Below are 15,831 nucleotides of genomic sequence, written 5' to 3'. Positions count from 1 at the left end.
AATCAACTAAAAAGTTATTTAAAATCAATCGGTTAAAACAAGCACCCAACTAACAATCCCGTTCAAATCTTAAGCTGTGAAACCGCTTTGGCTTGAACCCCTCGCTGGTTGGGAGGGCAAATTATACTGATTTAAGATCTGGCATCAACACCTTTCTTTCATATTTTGTAAATTATTTACGAAAACGAAAAACGCCCTCGCAAAGAGGGCGTTTTATAACAATAAAGGACTTTATTAAGACAGCACAAACAGTTGGTGCTTCTTCTTACCCAGCTTAACTAAGAAGTACTGGTCAAACTTTGCTTTAGCCGGTGTAAACAGATCAGATGTTTGTCCGATGGCATCTAGCCCTAATGCTTCGCCATTAATGGTAACGGCATTTCGCTGTAGCGCATCTTTGACCTGCTTGCCGGTTCCCATATCCGCTTCTGACAACAATTGAGTCAGGGGCTTATCGGTTAGCTCTTCTGCTTTGATGCGAGCGGTTGGTAATCCATCGAGACTCAGTTGCTCGTAATCATCCCGGCTTAGGCTATCGGTATTACCTGAGAATAAAGCATCCGTAATACGAGTCGCCGCTTCTAATCCCGCTTCGCCGTGTACTAATTTTGTTACTTCAGTTGCCAACACAGATTGCGCTTGCGGACGACCTTGGCGCTCTTTGTCTTCCGCTTCCAGTGCATCAATCTCTTCAACGCTCAGGAAAGTGAAGTATTTCAAGAAAAGGTACACATCAGCATCCGCGGTTTGCAACCAGAACTGGTAAAACGCGTAAGGGGATGTTTTGTTCTTGGACAGCCAAATCGTTCCGGATTCTGTTTTACCAAACTTTGTACCGTCCGATTTAGTGATTAGCGGCAACGTTAAGCCAAAGACACGATTGCCATTCATACGGCGCGTCAGTTCGGTACCACCTGTGATGTTACCCCACTGGTCAGAGCCGCCGATCTGTAATGTACAGCCGTGAGTGCTGTTTAACTTTTGGAAATCGAACGATTGCAAAATCATGTAGGTGAATTCGGTGAACGAGATCCCTTCGCCTTCGCGATCGATTCGTTGCTTAACGGACTCTTTCGCGATCATCTGATTGACCGAGAAGTGCTTACCAACATCACGCAGGAACGTCAGAATATCCAGATCACGCGTCCAATCCAGGTTATTCACAACCTCTGCGCTGTTTTGGCCGCAGTCAAAATCCACAAACGCACTGACCTGCGCTTTCAGCTTGTCGACCCAACCAGCAACGGTAGAGTCATCATTGAGCTTTCGCTCTTGGGCTTTAAAGCTAGGATCGCCGATCAAACCGGTTGCGCCACCCACCAGCACCAAAGGCTTATGCCCATACGCCTGAAAACGCTTAAGTGCCAGCAAAGGCACAAGACTACCGATGTGTAAGCTATCGGCGGTTGGGTCAAAGCCGCAATACAAGGTCACACTGCCTTCATTGAGGTGTTGTTCCAGCTCTTCTTCGCTGGTCATTTGCGCCACTAACCCACGCGCTTTTAAATCCTCTAACAGTGTTAACTTCGTCATTGCTGTGCCTTTACCTACATAAAAGATCATTTCAAAAAAAGAGACGCAATTCTAACCAGAGCCGTGCCATTGAACAAACGATAATCACTGCTTAACCTTCCGAGCGGGCGGCCGATAGTGCTTTTATGACTCTTAACGGTACTCATCAAACCACTTTCGATCTTTTTTGTAGGCTTTTTTTAGCGCTGCTCTGTTTGTTCACCCTATGTTTCACCGCTAGCACATCTCAGGCTTCTGAAGGGTTTCGCCAAAACCTAAAAGCCAATCAAGCCTACCTTGAGGGACAAATAAAGACCTCATTTTCCAAAGATGCCCAATTAGCCGGTTTACCCAAAGCGATTGTTGATCAGATGATTGATATGTTTGCGTGGGATGTCGACTTTGCCAAAGACATTCAAGCCTACGATCGTTTTCGAGTCATCTATCAAGATGACCCTTTGAATAAGCCCTACGTCATCGCGGCGCAACTCGTTGTCCAAAAACGTACCTTCACAAGCGTACGCTACGTCACCCAACAAGGCGTTGCCAGCTACTACACGCCGGAGGGCTTCAGCACTCGAAAAGCGTTTTTACGTATGCCCGTTGAGTACGCACGTATCAGTTCGCGGTTTAACCCCAATCGCCGCCATCCGATCCTTAATACCATTCGCGCCCACAAGGGGGTGGATTACGCAGCAAGAAAAGGCACCCCGGTGAGAGCAACCGGTGACGGACGAGTAACTTGGGCTGAGCGTAAAGGCGGATACGGCAATACCGTGATAATTGATCATGGCGATCAGATCACAACCCTTTACGCCCATCTGTCACGATTCTCGACTTCATTAAAAAAAGGCAGCCGTGTAAAACAAGGACAAATTATCGGTTATATTGGCATGACAGGTTTGGCGACTGGACCACACCTGCATTATGAGTTTCGTATTGCACAGGAGCATCAAGACCCATTGAGCGTGGAACTTGAGCATACCTACCCGATCCATGTTCGGGAACGTCTACGATTCAGAAACGAAGCCAATCAAAAGCTGGCTCTTTTATCCCTTTATGCAATGCGTTTTGCCAGCCGGGATTAAAACGAAAAGAACGATAACCCATGATCACACCCGTGTTAAAAGATGGCTTGTACATCGGCATCATGTCCGGAACAAGCTTAGATGGCCTTGATGTAGCTGCCGTTGAATTCACCAATGATGTCCCTCGCTTTGTAGCAGCGGATGCCTTCGACTTACCCGACATCATAAAACACAACCTTGAAGAGTTGATGCAGCCTGGTGATAACGAAATTGAGCGAATGGGGCGCGTTGATCTAAGCTTTGGATATTTTATTGCCGACTGCATTAACCAGTTTATTGATCAGCACGAACTGGATCGATCATCCATTATTGCCATTGGATCGCACGGCCAAACCATCCGTCATCGCCCTTGCATTGGCTTCACACTCCAAATTGGAGACCCAAACATCATCGCATCACGCACCGGCATCACAACCGTTGCTGACATTCGACGTCGAGATATGGCCGAAGGTGGCCAAGGTGCGCCATTAGTGCCCGCCTTTCATAACACCCTGTTCCGATCCGATGAAAAACAACGCATCATCCTGAATATTGGTGGTATCGCCAATGTCACTGAGCTTTCTACATCGCAAGAAAACGCCGTCATCGGATTTGATACAGGGCCTGGGAACACTTTATTAGACCAGTGGCATTTAAAGCATCAAGGTGAGCCGTTCGATGCTAATGGAAACTGGGCGCGAGCAGGGCAGTGTAATTCAACACTGCTTTCAACCTTGTTAGCCGACCCTTACTTTATGAAAGCGATCCCCAAAAGCACGGGGCGAGAACACTTTCATTTAGAATGGTTAGCGACGCATCTTGCCTCACTAGAGCCGATCAACCCTGCGGATGTGCAAGCCACTCTGCTGGAGTTAACCGTCGTATCGATACGCAATGCCATCGAAGCGTTTTGTCATCCGCCAGATGAGATTTTCGTGTGTGGCGGCGGTGCGCGAAATGGTTACTTGATGGAGAGGCTACAACAGCTGATGCCAAACACCGAGATTGCGACCACCAGCGTTTTGGGTATTCATCCTGATTGGGTTGAGGCCTGTGCATTTGCTTGGCTTGCCAAACAAACGCTGTCTGGCACCCCTGGGAACTTAACCGATGTCACCGGAGCTAAACGCCCTACTCTGTTAGGCGCCATCTACCCAGCGTACGGATGATATGGATAGGCATTAAAAAAGGGCTTATTCAGCCCTTTTTTTGTCACACTTCTGCGTGTTTAAATCGAGAAGGATGATCCACAGCCGCACGTTGTCGTCGCGTTGGGATTCTTCACCGTAAATTGGGAGCCTTGCAGCCCCTCTCTGTAGTCCACTTCCGAGCCTTGTAGATACTGATAGCTCATTGGGTCGACAACCATTCTTACGCCTTGATTAACGATTTGCGTATCATCTTCGGCCAAGCTTTCATCGAACGTGAACCCATAAGAGAAGCCTGCACACCCACCACCGGTGATGTAGACGCGCAACATTAGGTTGTCGTTCTCTTCCTCTTGGATAAGAGACTTTACCTTATTGGCTGCGGCATCCGTAAAGATCATGGATGTAATATCTGTCACTGCTGTTACTCTCTTTGTTACCGAAACGCAGAGCCTACTGGGACTCTGCTACCATTGATTGTGATTTAACCAACCAAATTAGTCAAGATTAAGGCATCATACCCAAGGCCGTAAGCCCCTGCTTCTCAGGGAGATCAAACATGATGTTCATGTTCTGAACCGCCTGACCTGCCGCGCCTTTCACAAGGTTATCGATAACGGAAAGCACCACAACAGTATCATCGTTCTGGGGACGGAACACACTGATGCGACACATATTCGCGCCTTTAACGCTGCGTGTTTCTGGGTGACTACCGGCTGGCATCACATCCACGAACGGCTCGTTCGCATAACGCTGCTCGAACAATTCCTGAAGGCCATCCACCGGATCTTTCAAGCGCCCATATAAAGTGGCATGAATACCACGGATCATTGGCGTTAAATGCGGAACAAAGGTTAAACCAACATGCTTACCCGCCGCACGGCCCAATCCTTGACGGATTTCAGGCAAATGTCGGTGACCCGCAACGCCGTAGGCTTTCATGCTCTCGCTGGTTTCACACAGCAAAGAACCGACACTGGCACCACGGCCGGCACCACTGACGCCGGATTTACAATCGGCGATCAAGCGACGGTGATCGATTAGATCGTTTTCAAGCAACGGCAGAAAACCTAACTGAGCCGCGGTTGGGTAACAACCGGGGCAGGCAATCAACTGGGCATCTTTGATCGCTTCGCGATTCACTTCAGGAAGGCCATACACGGCCATTTCAACTAAATCTGGGCAGGTATGCTCTAACTTGTACCACTTGGACCAAAGCTCAACATCTTTAATGCGGAAATCCGCCCCCAAGTCGATGATACGCACTCCTCGGGCCACCAGCGAAGGTGCCATGCTCATAGCCACACCGTGAGGCGTTGCAAAAAACACAACATCACACTCGGCCAGGCGATCTTCATCAGGAACGGTAAAGGTCAAGTCGTAATGATCACGTAGATTGGGGAACATATCCGCAACACGCATACCTTCTTCAGATCGAGATGTAATTACCGCCACTTCTACGCCAGAATGATTGGCAAGAAGACGTAACAACTCAACCCCGGTGTAGCCTGTGCCACCCACAATACCTACTTTAATCACGACAACCCCTCATCGGAATAATGAATATATTGGGGTATAATACCGCCGTAAAACTCTAAACACTATGGACGATGAGTTAAATTCTGGATGCCCAAGATCACTACGCTACTGCAGCAGTTTCGGGAACGGCTCGCGCATTATGATGCGCTACCTCAGTTGGTCATCCTAGGATTGTTGTCCGGCGTACTCACCGGCTTTTTGATGGTTCTGTTTCGTTTGGCCATCGAAGCCCCATTGACCTTCTGGCTAGGTCACCCCGAAGCGTTTGAATCCCTGCCGCAATCTCAACTCTTTTGGTGGCCGTTAGCGGGCAGCATCGTACTGATTGCGATCTATCTAAAGTGGCCCGTCATCGCTCGACAAGTCGGCATGGTGAACATGTTTGAACGCCTAGCCTATCACCAAGGGGTGATCTCGGGTCGCAGCCTCATCATGCAGTTTGTGACGGCCACCACCGCTTTGGTCAGCGGTCACTCCGTTGGGCGAGAAGGCCCTGCGATCTTTCTTGGAGCCGCGTGTAGCTCGTTGCTTGGCCAAAGGATGCGCTTACCCAACAACTCTTTGCGCATATTAATCGGTTGCGGCACCGCTGCGGCCATTTCTGCGGCCTTTCACACCCCGTTAGCGGGCGTTATTTTTGCCATGGAGGTAGTTTTACTCGAATACTCGGTGATCGGTTTCACCCCCGTCATTGTTGCTGCCGTTGCCGCTGACTTGGTGATGCGCAGCACTTTGGGGTACGAAACAGCGTTTTTAGTGCCATCGTTCGAGATAGGTACCTTAGCCGAAGTCCCTTGGATCATGCTGATGGCCGTAGTGATCGGTGCCTGTAGCGCGCTCTTTAACCGACTCATGATTGAAACGATCAACCGGGCTAAGTGGCCTGTTGCTGGGCGCTTTTTACTGGCCGGAATCTTAACAGGCATTGTCGCTACGTTTTACCCGGGCGTCATGGGGGTGGGTTACGACACCATATCCCAAACCTTTACCGGACAATTTGAGTTCACCCTGTTAGCAGGCCTCTTGGTAGCGAAATTGCTACTGACCCCTATTATTCTAGGGCTCGGCATTCCCGCAGGCTTGATTGGCCCTACCTTATTAATTGGGGCACTCATCGGCTGTTTATTCGGCGAAGTCGGCCATTGGCTGACCGATATGAGCGTATCCCATATCGGCCTGTACGCTATGCTCGGTATGGGCGCGATGATGGGTGCGGTATTAAATGCCCCCTTAGCGGCCTTGGTTGCCCTTTTGGAGCTTACCGGAAACCCGAACATCATTTTCCCGGGGATGATTGCCATCGTCATCAGTAACTTAACGATGCGCTTTCTCTTCCACCTGCCCTCGATTTTTATCTCCTCTTTGCAAGCGCAAGGATTGGATTACAGCCGAGAGCCGCTGGCTCAGGTGTTATCCCGAGCGGCGGTGGCAAGCTTGATGGATCGCGATTTTGCTAAAACGCCGAAAGTCACTACCGCCAACGCCGCTACCAAACTGCTAGAGCTCAAGCCCCGCTGGCTTTTGATTAAAGAGCCCGATGAGAAAGCGCTTTCCGTCATGTTGCCCAAGAACCTAGCTGAGTATTTGCAACGTGAGAGTGACGCTGACGAGGTCAAAATGATGGAGATCCCGGCGGAGCGCTATGACGTAGTCGAGATCAGCTATCGATCAACCTTGTATGAAGCCTTCTCGAAGATGGAAGAGCTCCACGCTCCGGTTGTGTGCGTAGTGAACAATCAAGGGGATGTTATGGGCATGCTGACCCAATCCAAAATCGAATACTATTACACGCACAAACAAGCTCTATGACACTGAACAAAACAACGGCGCTCAGCGGTTTATATGCGCTTACCGACACCGAGCTAATGCCTGATGATGAGACGATGATCCGACTCGTCACAGAAGCGATAGACGGTGGCGTCCGTATTCTGCAATACCGCGATAAAAGCGGCGATGATGAAAAACGTTTCCGCCAAGCCACCCAACTTCAAGCTTTATGCCAGGCCAAAGATGTTGTGTTCTTAATCAACGATGATGCCAAACTTGCCAAGGCCTGTGGCGCATCCGGAGTACACTTAGGTCAGAGCGATGGCGCGGTTCCTGAAGCGCGTACGTTATTGGGGGATTCCGCCATCATAGGGGTGACCTGTCACGACCAGTTAAGCCTTGCCGAGACCGCCCTACGTCAATCGGCCGATTATGTCGCTTTTGGTGCTTTCTTTCCCTCTAAAACAAAGCCGAACGCCAAACCCGCACCGATGAGCATCATCCACGAAGCCAAGGCACGCTTTCAATGCCCAGTGGTGGCGATTGGTGGAATTACGGTGGATAATGCCCCTCAATTAATCGACCAAGGTGTTGATATGATCGCGGTGGTTCACAGCCTCTTCAGTGCTGAAAACGTACAGCAACGTGCCGAAGCATTCGCCCGATCGTTCTAACCGATACTGTTTTTGACCGTTATAAAGGTGTTGATATGTCCCGTTCCGAATCTCTATTCCAAGCTGCTCAAGCTCACATCCCAGGCGGGGTCAACTCCCCTGTTCGCGCTTTTAAAGGTGTGGGCGGCACGCCAGTCTTTTTCAAAAAAGGCGAAGGCGCATATCTGTTTGATGAAGACGATCAACGCTACATCGATTACGTTGGCTCTTGGGGACCGATGATTCTGGGCCATGCCAATCCATTAGTGTTGGATGCCGTGCGCTCTGTTTTAGATAACGGCCTTGGGTTTGGCGCACCGACCGCCATCGAAACGGAAATGGCCAATAAAGTCTGCGAATTGATGCCTTCGATTGAGATGGTGCGCATGGTTAGCTCCGGCACCGAAGCCACCATGAGTGCGATTCGACTGGCACGCGGTTACACCGGTCGCGACAAAATCGTGAAGTTCGAAGGTTGCTATCACGGCCACTCTGACTCTTTACTGGTTAAAGCCGGCTCTGGCGCACTGACCTTGGGTGAGCCTAACTCGCCAGGCGTACCAGCTTCATTGGCCGAGCACACCATCACTTTGACCTTCAATGATCTGGATAACGTGAAAGAGGCATTTGCTAAAGTGGGCGATCAAATCGCAAGCATCATTGTTGAACCGGTTGCAGGCAACATGAACTGCATCCCTCCTCAACCTGGCTTCTTGGAAGGCTTACGTGAGGTGTGCGATCAATACGGCACGGTGCTGATCTTTGATGAGGTCATGACCGGATTTCGTGTGGCACTCGGTGGCGCGCAGTCCTACTACAACATCAAACCTGACCTCACAACCCTAGGTAAAGTCATCGGTGGTGGCTTACCGGTGGGTGCCTTCGGTGGTAAGCGTGAGATCATGGAATACATCGCACCGCTGGGCCCTGTCTATCAAGCCGGTACCTTATCCGGTAACCCGTTGTCGATGAGCGCAGGCCTTGCCATGCTGAATGCCTTGGCGGCTGACACCAGCATCCATGAGCAACTTGAAGCCAAAACTGAGCTACTGACGCAAGGCTTAGAAGCGAAAGCACTGAAACATGGCATCCCGTTCACGACGTCAATGGTCGGCGGTATGTTTGGCTTATTCTTTACCGAGCAAGACAAGGTGACGCGCTTCAGTGATGCCACCGCGTGCGATACCGAACGCTTTGCGGCCTTTTTCCAAGGTATGCTGAAAGAGGGTGTATACCTAGCCCCTTCAGCGTATGAAGCGGGCTTTATGTCCCACGCCATCACCGAAGCCGACATTGAGCACACGCTGGATGCAGCAGACCGCGTCTTTGCAACGCTGATCCAAGGATAAGCAATGCTGATGCTCGGGGAGTTATTCATCCTATTTGGAGGCATGGTGGCGGCCATTTTGATGTTCCGCCATCCAGAGCGCTTGAATGATCGACCAAAGGATATGGCCGTACTGCTGAGTTTTTGCTTTTTAGCCACGGCCCTATCGGGATTAACCCAACTGCTTATCCCTGCCAACAATCAAGATCAGCAAACTTTACTGCGTTTGATGATCAACTTGCGGGATTTTATCGCCATCCCTCTGATCGCCTCCATCTTATTAATGTACGCATTCGGTAAAACCTTCTCGCGTGCTGCTTGGGGCCGATGGGCGCTGGTGCTCTTCGCAATGTTTGAGTTGCTTCGCCGCAATGGCAGCGGTGAGATCTATGGCGAAACCTTGCACCTTATCAGCACCGCGTGTGTGCTTATTTTGGCAATCAAAGCGTTTCAAAAAGCAATTACGCTACCGCTTTTCGGGGCTGCACTGTGCTGGTGTGTGTCCTTAAATCTTTTGGGTAGCTACGCGATGATCAATCTGAACAGTCACCCTTGGGGACTCTGGCTTTATTCAGTCCTCTTGGGTGTCAGTATGGTTTTAATCAGTGCGGGGCTAAATCCCATTATTCGGCAACTGCAATCAAACGATTAAGCATAAAAAAAGGGCTCATTGAAGCCCGTTTTTTATTCGACAGTGCGATTAATTAATAGCGCTGTGCAATATTGGTCGCTTTATCCGCCCCTTCCAGATCACCCGAATCGGTACGGATCGATGCGATCAAATTCCAAAGACGACGCAGCTGGCTGTTTTGCCCTTGCGCTGTGGATACGCCCTTGAGCGCCACTTGCTCAGCCTGCAGAAACTCACCTAAACGGCGGTGCGTATCCGCCAGCGAGTAATAGACGTTAGGGTCACGCGGCGAGATCCGCTGTGCGCGCTGAAGACTGGTCTGAGCCGCACGAAGATCACCGTTGTTGGTTTGCTTTTTAGCGGTATCAAGCAGCGCTACAACGGCCGGGTTTTGCTTCGCTTCAACAGCTACCGGTGCAACCGGTACGCTTGGTGTGCTCTCTTCGGTGGTTTCATCACGCTGAGATCGAACCACAGGGACGGGTGCTGTAGGGGTTACCGTAACACCAATGCTTGGGTCGGCAGCGGACACAACGCTGTTGTTCTCATCCGACGGTGGCGCCGTTGTCGAACGATCTTCAATCGGCGTATTGTAAATACCGGAAGTTGAACAGCCCGCCAGTGATACCAGTGCAGCGGCCACGCACACTCTCTGAAACGTCTTCATACTTATTCCTGTCTAAACCAACGGCGAAACCAATCAAGCGGCTGCCCGTTATTATCCTGTTGCGGGCTATTCTGAAGGTCTTGCACCCCACAATCAACCCGATAATCGGGACGCGTCCCTTCTAGGAACGGAACTTGAATCGCGCCTTGGCAACGCTGATCGGATAAATACCCTGTTTCCTTATCAACCCACAGGTACTCGATACCTTCTGGAGCGGGTGCGAGATACGGCTCTAATTGCTCCGTTTTCATGTAAGCGGTCCATGCGCGCAACGCACCACCACTGCCCGTGAAGGGTAAAGGCGAGTTGTCGTCGCGACCAATCCACACAACGCCTAAACGGTTGCCGGTGAAGCCAGCAAACCAGCTGTCACGCTGATCGTTCGATGTACCGGTTTTACCCAGAATGTTAATGTTGGATGGGATCTGGCTGTACACGTAGCGCGCCGTGCCTTCACGAGCCACCTCTTGCATGGCGTATTGCAGTAAGTGCACATCCGCTGCAGGAAGGCTTTGTTTCACCTCGTAGTTGTAACGGGAAAGCTCTTCGTTATCTTTATCCGTCACCGTGCGGATCGCCCGAAGCGGAATCTGGAAACCGTTTGCCGCGATGGTTTGGTAATACTCAGCGACTTCGACCGGCGGTAAGCCTTGCGCACCCAGCAATAAAGAAGGGTAAGGGTCAAGATGACGCGTAACACCTAACTTATTCAGCGTTTTAATCACTTTATCAACGCCAACTTCCAAACCAATGCGTGCTGTGGATAAGTTGTACGAATTGGCCAACGCTCGGTGCAGCGGAATCACGCCGTGCTCTTTATGATCGAAGTTACTTGGGTTCCACACTTGGCCGTTAGGCAGCTTGAGATTGAGTTTTTTATCCTCAATCGGGGATACCAGCGTGTAGCCCTCCATGAGCGCGGTTAGATACACCGACGGTTTAACCAAGGAGCCGATGGGACGAATCATATCCAGCGCGCGATTATAGCCTTGATAGCGAGTACTGCGACCGCCAATGATGGTGAGCACTTCACCGGTTTGAGGGTCGGTCACCACCATACTGGTTTCAAGGTTCTTTGCTTTATCCCCATACCGTTTTTCGAGCATGACCAGCGTGTCGGTTAACCCTTTCTCGGCCTTCGCTTGGGTGATCGGGTCCAGCGCTGTAAACACACGAAGGCCTTCGGAGCTTAAATCCTCTTCGTGATACTGCTCCCGAAGCTGACGTTTCACGTAATCCAAGTAGGCTGGATACGCGCCTTTCAAAAGACTCTTTTGCTTCACAACACTGAGTGGTTTTGCCACCGCATCCGCGTATTGTTCTTGGCTGATCTTCTCTTGGCGCAGCAGTTCGCTCAAGACAAGGTTTCGACGCTCTAAGGCGCGCTCAGGATGACGTCGAGGGTCATAGTAGGATGGCCCCTTCACCAAAGCGGCCAACAACGCCACCTGATGAAGTTTTAACTCTTGAATCGGCTGCGCAAAGTAATACTCAGAGCCTAAACCAAATCCGTGAATCGCTCGTGAGCCAGATTGCCCTAAGTACACCTCGTTCAGGTACGCTTCTAAGATCTCCTCTTTGCTGTAATGCAGATCCAACAGCACGGCCATTGGGATCTCCATCAGCTTACGCGCAAGCGTACGGTCCGAGGTTAAATAGAAGTTTTTGATCAACTGCTGCGTCAGCGTACTGCCGCCTTGGATAAATTTACCGGCTTTCAGATTCACCAACATGGCACGGGCAATACCACGAATCGAGATACCGTGGTGGTCGTAAAAGCTACGATCTTCAATCGCAATTAAGGCATCGGCCAGATAAGGAGGTGCATTTTCAAGGCGAATCAGGTCGCGGTCTTCGTTGTTTTGCGGGTAGATCCCACCAACCAAAATAGGCTCCAATCGAACCAAGCTTTCGGAAGCCCCGACTCCGTTTTGGATGGCGCTGATCTGCCCACCGCTGAAACTGACCAATAAGGTCTGCGATTTTTCTAACCCATCGGGGAATTGAAACCCGCGCGTCACCAAGCGCACACGTGTGCTGCCATACTCCACTTGGCCTGGATACTCTGCGCTTTTAACCGACTGATAGCCCAAGCCTTGAAGCTCGACCTTAAAGTCGGACATCGACAGCGTTCGGCCCGGGTACATTTCAAGCGGACGAGCAAACACTTTAGCGGGCAACGCCCAACGCTTACCTTCAAACTTCTCGGTGATTTGGGCATCCAGATAGATCATCCCAATGGCACCGACAACCACACCCAACAGAAGCAGCTTTAAAAAGGTGTTGCGAATGCGCTTCCAGACACTGGGTTTGGTCGTTTTTTTTGTACTTTTGCGGCTGCCTTTTGGGGCAGGAGTTCTCTTTTTACTCATCTGAACCGTATAATTCCCTGATAAACGATCGAATTTTCACTCAACAAACATGGGGCATCACAGCCAGTATGCAACCGGAACTGCTTCAAGCCTTACAGAACCCGGATGTTTATCCACACCCCGTTGACGCCCCTATACAAGTCATCGAAACCCAGATCTCGTGGTTATTCCTGACGGGCGAATACGCCTATAAACTCAAAAAGCCGGTTAACTTTGGCTTTTTGGACTTTTCTACTTTGCGTCAACGCCAAACCTATTGTGAAGAGGAGATCCGCCTCAATCAGCGTTTAGCGCCAGACATCTATGATACCGTAATTGCCATCATCGGGTCGTCTGAAAACCCATCGCTGATCGACCAATCGCAGTTGATTGATGATGAGCCGATCGAATTTGCCGTGCGCATGCATCAGTTTGATCCGGATCAGCGCTTGGATTTGATCCTAAACCGCCGCCGCTTTGAACCGGCCTGGATCGACCTGATGGCCGAACAAGTCGCGCATTTCCACCTGCGCATACCGCGGGTATCAGCCGAAAGCCAGTGGGGAACGCCCGAAGGCATTTGGTCGTTAGCGTCCGACAACTTTACCCAACTGGATCGCCAGTACCTTGAACCCAATGATGTTCAGTTGCTGCAGCAACTGTCTCAGCGCGCTGCCCAGAGCTTTCGCGAGCTATTGCCCCGTCTAAAACGCCGTCACCAAGAGGGCTTTATCCGCGAATGCCACGGTGACCTTCACCTTGGCAACATCACCTTGTACCACGGCCAGTTGCGACTCTTTGACTGCATTGAGTTCAATTTGCAATTTCGCTGGATAGACACCATTTGCGACCTTGCGTTCCTTTTAATGGACCTTGAAGCCAAAGGCCAGTATCGCTGGGCCAGCCGCTGCCTAAACCGCTATCTTGAGCTGACCGGCGACTACGAGGGACTCACCTTACTGAATTTCTACAAAGCGTTTCGCTCCATGGTCAGGGCAAAAGTCGCTTTGCTGGGCCATGCTCCAGACCCAAAACAGTGCCGACGCTACTTACACCTGACTCAGCAATACATGCACAAGGGCCAACCGACGCTGTTCTTGATGCACGGTGTGTCGGGCAGCGGTAAAAGCCACTTAAGCTCGCAACTGATGGAGCGCACCGACTGCATTCGCATCCGCTCCGACGTCGAGCGCAAACGCCTGTACCGCGAGCTCTCCCGTCGCGGCGTACGCCTTGACCTCTATGGTCAGGAGATGAACGCCCGTACGTTTCAGCATCAGTTCGAGCAGGCCAAGGCACTGCTTGAAAGTGGTTACTCCGTCATCGTCGACGCCACGTTTATTCGCCGCCGTACCCGTAAAAGCTATCTCAGCATGGCCGAGAAACTGGGCGTACCGGCGCGTATTCTAAGCTGTTTCTGTGAACAGAAGCTGATTGAAGCGCGTTTGCGTCGACGCAAAAAGATGGGCGGCGACCCATCCGATGCCGACATCAAGGTGATGCAGCAGCAGATGAAACACGCCGAAGCCTTAAGCAGCTCAGAACAGGCCTCCACGATTTGGGTGCACACCGACGACGATGACGCCATTAATCGTTTAGTCGCCGAGCTGATCAAACAAAACTTGATCGAGCCCTAACTGTTAAATTAACCAACCCCATTACGAGTACCTGTATGCAAACCCTGTGCGCACTGTCTGATTTTCAAGACCCCGAGTCCAAAGGGTTTAACGTGGATGATCAAGCGATTGTGGTGGTGCGAAAAGGGCAAGATTGCTTTGCCTACATCAACAGCTGCCCACACCGAGGCGTACCACTTGAGTGGATTGAGGATCAGTTTCTCGACTATGAGAAAACCTTTATCCAGTGCGCCGTACATGGGGCACTGTTTAGCATCGAAACTGGCGAGTGCATCGCAGGCCCCTGCCCTGGTGAGGAACTTACGGCTATCCCCTGCATCGTGGATGAGGGGATGGTAAAAGTGGATCTTAAGCGAGCCACTTAGCCAGTCGCGACAAGGCAAGCTCGATGCGGTCCAGCCCTGTGGTGTAGGAGAAACGGATAAACTGATGCGCACGATGATGACCAAAATCGAGCCCTGGTGTCACCGCGATGTGCTGCTCTTCCAAAAGTTTCCAACACCATTCAAAGGTGTCATCCGTTAAATTGGATGCATCCGCATACACGTAAAAAGCCCCCTCTGGCATTAAGGGGATTTTAAACCCAAGCGCCCTTAACCCTTCGACCAAACGAGCTCGCCTGGCCTGAAACGCCTTGCGACGCTCTTCGAAGATGGCCAGCGTATCTGGCTCAAATGCCGCTAAAGCGGCGTACTGAGAAACCGTCGTTGGCGAGATATAAAGGTTTTGCGCCATGCGTTCCAACTGCGGCACAGCGCTTTCAGGCGCGACAATCCAACCTAAACGCCAGCCGGTCATGCCAAAATATTTCGAGAAGCTGTTCACCACAAATGCATCATCGTTGACCTCCAGCACTGAAGGCGCATCAAAGCCATACGTCAGACCGTGGTATAACTCATCCACAATCATATGCCCGCCAGAGGCTTTGACCTGCTCGGAGAGTTCAGCCAGCGCCTGGTGACTTAGCACCGACCCCGTTGGGTTAGCAGGCGATGCGACCAAAATACCGGCGGTATTACTCTGCCAATGCGATTTCACCAAAGCGGCCGTGAGCTGATATTGATCATCAGCCCCAGTCGGCACCAGCTGGGGTTCGGCTTCCACAAAACGAAGGAACTGGCGGTTACAAGGGTAACCTGGATCCGCCATCATAAAATGGGTATCGGGCTCTGCAAGTAGGCCAAACAACATCAAAAGTGCACCCGAGGCACCCGAGGTTACGATGATCCTTTCAGGCGAAATCGTAAGGCCGTAACGCGTGTGGTAAAAACGCGCAATCGCTTGGCGAAGCTCAGGGATACCCGCCGCAGGTGTGTACTGCGTCAGCCCCTTATCGATGGCGGCCATTGCGGCTTCTTTGATCGGCAGTGCGGTTGGAAAGTCCGGTTCACCGGCTTCCATATGCACCACATCAAAGCCTTCGGCGTCCAAGGCTTTGGCACGCTTAAGTAAGTCCATGACTTTGAAGGATTCAATTTTATGGGCTCTTTGCGACCACTTGGACATCGTACACCTCATCTAAAAACGGATCT

Annotated in this window: 14 protein-coding genes; 8 read left to right on the top strand and 6 right to left on the bottom strand. The window is 51.0% G+C overall.

What is annotated here, in order from left to right:
- Positions 1-234: 234 nt before the first annotated feature.
- A complete protein-coding gene (gene tyrS, locus ACXAF9_RS16810; RefSeq protein WP_475076187.1) occupies positions 235-1,533 on the bottom strand; it encodes a tyrosine--tRNA ligase in 1,299 nt (432 codons plus the stop codon).
- A 194-nt stretch (positions 1,534-1,727) separates the two neighbouring features.
- Between tyrS and ACXAF9_RS16805 the strand changes: the two genes are divergently transcribed.
- Complete coding sequence (locus tag ACXAF9_RS16805; protein WP_475076184.1) at positions 1,728-2,600, top strand: M23 family metallopeptidase; 873 nt, start codon at positions 1,728-1,730, stop codon at positions 2,598-2,600.
- Positions 2,601-2,620: 20 nt separating this feature from the next.
- Positions 2,621-3,748: an anhydro-N-acetylmuramic acid kinase gene (locus ACXAF9_RS16800; RefSeq protein ID WP_475076182.1), complete on the top strand. Its 1,128-nt coding sequence runs from the start codon at positions 2,621-2,623 to the stop codon at positions 3,746-3,748.
- Between the two features lie 59 nt (positions 3,749-3,807).
- Here the strand turns inward: ACXAF9_RS16800 and erpA are convergent, their stop codons facing one another.
- Both erpA and argC read right to left on the bottom strand, forming a co-directional pair.
- On the bottom strand, positions 3,808-4,128 hold the full coding sequence (gene erpA, locus ACXAF9_RS16795; RefSeq protein WP_475076192.1) for an iron-sulfur cluster insertion protein ErpA: 321 nt from the start codon (positions 4,126-4,128) through the stop codon (positions 3,808-3,810).
- 106 nt (positions 4,129-4,234) lie between these two features.
- A complete protein-coding gene (gene argC, locus ACXAF9_RS16790; protein ID WP_475076180.1) occupies positions 4,235-5,266 on the bottom strand; it encodes an N-acetyl-gamma-glutamyl-phosphate reductase in 1,032 nt (343 codons plus the stop codon).
- Positions 5,267-5,353: 87 nt separating this feature from the next.
- On the opposite strand from argC, the gene ACXAF9_RS16785 reads away from it, so the two are divergent.
- The 4 genes from ACXAF9_RS16785 to ACXAF9_RS16770 are packed head-to-tail and all read left to right on the top strand — an operon-like array spanning position 5,354 to position 9,665.
- Positions 5,354-7,075, top strand: a complete 1,722-nt coding sequence (locus tag ACXAF9_RS16785; RefSeq protein ID WP_475076178.1) for a chloride channel protein — start codon at positions 5,354-5,356, stop codon at positions 7,073-7,075.
- A complete protein-coding gene (thiE, locus tag ACXAF9_RS16780; RefSeq protein WP_475076176.1) occupies positions 7,072-7,707 on the top strand; it encodes a thiamine phosphate synthase in 636 nt (211 codons plus the stop codon). Before ACXAF9_RS16785 ends, thiE begins: the two co-directional genes overlap by 4 nt.
- A gap of 35 nt (positions 7,708-7,742) precedes the next feature.
- On the top strand, positions 7,743-9,035 hold the full coding sequence (gene hemL, locus ACXAF9_RS16775; RefSeq protein WP_475076174.1) for a glutamate-1-semialdehyde 2,1-aminomutase: 1,293 nt from the start codon (positions 7,743-7,745) through the stop codon (positions 9,033-9,035).
- Positions 9,036-9,038: 3 nt separating this feature from the next.
- On the top strand, positions 9,039-9,665 hold the full coding sequence (locus tag ACXAF9_RS16770; protein WP_475076172.1) for a hypothetical protein: 627 nt from the start codon (positions 9,039-9,041) through the stop codon (positions 9,663-9,665).
- A 52-nt stretch (positions 9,666-9,717) separates the two neighbouring features.
- On the opposite strand, the gene ACXAF9_RS16765 is transcribed toward ACXAF9_RS16770, so the two are convergent.
- Positions 9,718-10,311 (bottom strand): tetratricopeptide repeat protein, encoded by a 594-nt coding sequence (locus ACXAF9_RS16765; RefSeq protein ID WP_475076171.1) that lies wholly within the window; start codon positions 10,309-10,311, stop codon positions 9,718-9,720.
- A 2-nt stretch (positions 10,312-10,313) separates the two neighbouring features.
- Positions 10,314-12,683, bottom strand: a complete 2,370-nt coding sequence (gene mrcB, locus ACXAF9_RS16760; protein WP_475076169.1) for a penicillin-binding protein 1B — start codon at positions 12,681-12,683, stop codon at positions 10,314-10,316.
- A 68-nt stretch (positions 12,684-12,751) separates the two neighbouring features.
- Here mrcB and ACXAF9_RS16755 point away from each other — a divergent pair, with 68 nt between their 5' ends.
- Together ACXAF9_RS16755 and ACXAF9_RS16750 are read left to right on the top strand one after the other, a co-directional pair.
- Complete coding sequence (locus ACXAF9_RS16755) at positions 12,752-14,299, top strand: bifunctional aminoglycoside phosphotransferase/ATP-binding protein (RefSeq protein ID WP_475076167.1); 1,548 nt, start codon at positions 12,752-12,754, stop codon at positions 14,297-14,299.
- A gap of 35 nt (positions 14,300-14,334) precedes the next feature.
- A complete protein-coding gene (locus ACXAF9_RS16750) occupies positions 14,335-14,664 on the top strand; it encodes a Rieske (2Fe-2S) protein (RefSeq protein ID WP_475076165.1) in 330 nt (109 codons plus the stop codon).
- Here ACXAF9_RS16750 and ACXAF9_RS16745 read toward each other — a convergent pair.
- The gene (locus tag ACXAF9_RS16745; protein ID WP_475076161.1) at positions 14,648-15,805 is read right to left on the bottom strand and encodes a pyridoxal phosphate-dependent aminotransferase; all 1,158 of its coding nucleotides are present in this window, start codon (positions 15,803-15,805) and stop codon (positions 14,648-14,650) included. The genes ACXAF9_RS16750 and ACXAF9_RS16745 overlap by 17 nt on opposite strands.
- Positions 15,806-15,831: the final 26 nt, after the last annotated feature.

It is taken from the genome of Neptunomonas sp. ABH4_499, assembly GCF_056160565.1.
Note: the sequence above shows the minus strand (reverse complement) of the source record. Positions and strands in the feature narration are given on the sequence as shown.